This is a genomic window from Streptomyces sp. NPDC058674 (genome assembly GCF_042716505.1).
Taxonomy (GTDB): Bacteria; Actinomycetota; Actinomycetes; order Streptomycetales; family Streptomycetaceae; genus Streptomyces.
The window spans coordinates 1-1817 of record NZ_JBHXSC010000142.1 but is presented as its reverse complement, the minus strand read 5'-3'; the positions used below and the strand labels follow the sequence as shown (position 1 = coordinate 1817).

At 80.9% G+C, this 1817-nt stretch carries 1 protein-coding gene; it reads right to left on the bottom strand.

All coding sequences use genetic code 11. The annotated features are described in order from the left end of the window. Positions 1 to 1817 (bottom strand): ATP-binding protein (locus tag ACFWU6_RS33660; protein WP_383985289.1); only part of this gene is annotated, 1817 nt, incomplete at both ends.

The window sequence follows — 1817 nt, the reverse complement described above, 5'->3', positions numbered from 1 at the left end:
GCCGCACCCCGCGGGGCCGCCGTACCCGCGCCCGCCGGAAGAGCCGCCGTACCGTTCGTGCCGCCCGCCGAGGGGACCGCACCCCACAGGGCCGCCGTACCCGCGCCCGCCGGAAGAGCCGCCGTACCGTTCGTGCCGCCCGCCGAGGGGACCGCACCCCGCGGGGCCGCCGTACCGCCCGCGCCCGCCGGAAGAGCCGCCGCACCGCCCGCGCCCGCCGGGAGAGCCGCCGTACCGTTCGTGCCGCCCGCCGAGGGGACCGCGCCCCACGGGACCGCCGGGAGGGCCGCCGTACCGGCGGTGCCCGCGGCCGGGCCGGGCGGAGCCTCCAGCCGCAGCGGCGGCGACGCCGCCGCCCCCGCGGCCTCCCGGTCGACGACCAGCGCGAGCGCCCGCCGTCCCGCCACCGTGCCCCGCTTGTCCGCGAGCGCCCCGCGCAGCCCGATCGAGGTCTCCAGCTCGGCGCGCGCCCGGTCCAGGCGCCCCTCGCACAGCGCGAGCACGCCCAGCTCGTGGTGGAAGTACGCCTGCTCGGCGACCTCCCCCGCCTTCCGTGCGGCCTCGGCGCCCGAGCGGAGCACCCGCTCCCACGCCTCCCAGTGCAGCGAGGCCGCGAAGGCCGGGGCCGCCGTGCGCGCCAGCAGTACCGCCGCCACCACGTCCGCGCCGGCCAGGGCGGCCAGCACGGCTTCCGCCTCCGCCGCGACCCGCTCCGGGGTCACCGAGGCGTGCCCGGTCCACCAGGCGTAGTGCCGCGCGGCCGTACGGGCCTCCTCCGCCGCGGTGTCCCCGTACCCGGCCTCCTCCAGCTGCCGTACGACGCCCGCGGCGAGCCGGTAGCGCGCCCCGACCGGCGTCAGCAGCCCGCAGTCCAGCAGCTCCGCCACCGCGGCGTCCGCGTGGGTGTCCCCCACCAGGGCCGGCAGGTGCGCGTGGTGCGGCAGTTCCCCGCCGAGCGCGCACGCGATCCGCAGCGCGGCGCGGGCGGACTCGCTGGCCCGCGAGGCCAGCAGTTCCGCCGGGGCCGCGGCCTCGGCGAGCGTCGGCAGGGGCACCTCGGCGGTGTCGCGCGGGCGCTCCTCGAAGACGCCGGGCTCCTCCTCGTCGTCCTCCTCGTCGGAGCGGTTGAGCTCGTCGCGCTGCCGCAGCAGCGCGGCGGCCTGTACGAAGCGCAGGGGCAGCCCGTCGGACGCGAACCGCAGGTCCTCCGCCCAGGCGGCCTCCGCGTCCGTCAGCGGCCGTCCCGCGCCCGCCTCCAGCAGCTCCCGGCACTCGGCCCCGCCCAGCCCGGGGAGGAAGACCTCCTCCAGGTGCGAGTCGGCGGAGGGGGCCCGGGTGTCGGGGGTGGCGGCGAGCAGGTAGGCGCACTCGGGGGTGGCCCGCAGCAGCTCGTCGAGGGCGGCGCCGCCCATCTCCAGGTCGTCGAGGAGTACGACGGCGCCTATGTCCCGCACCCGGGCGAGGAGCTCGACCCGGTCGGGCCGCTCCTCGGGGGCCTCGTACACGGCGGCGTACAGCGCGTGGAGCAGTTCGCCGGGCTGCTGGTGGCCGTGGCCGCTGAGCCGTACGACGCCGTCGGGCGCGAGGCCGGCGCAGTCCGCGGCGACCGCGTCGAGCAGGGTGCTGCGGCCCGATCCGGCGGGGCCGGTCAGTCGCACGGACCGCCCCCGGCCCAGCAGCCGCACGAGGCGCCCCCGCTCCTCCTCGCGGGCCGCCGGCAGGCGGGCGGGCGCGGAGCGGCCCGGCGGTACGGGCGGCCGGCCGGCCGCGTCGCGGGCCCGGCGGGCGGGCGGCCCCCCCCGGGGGGGGGGGGGGGC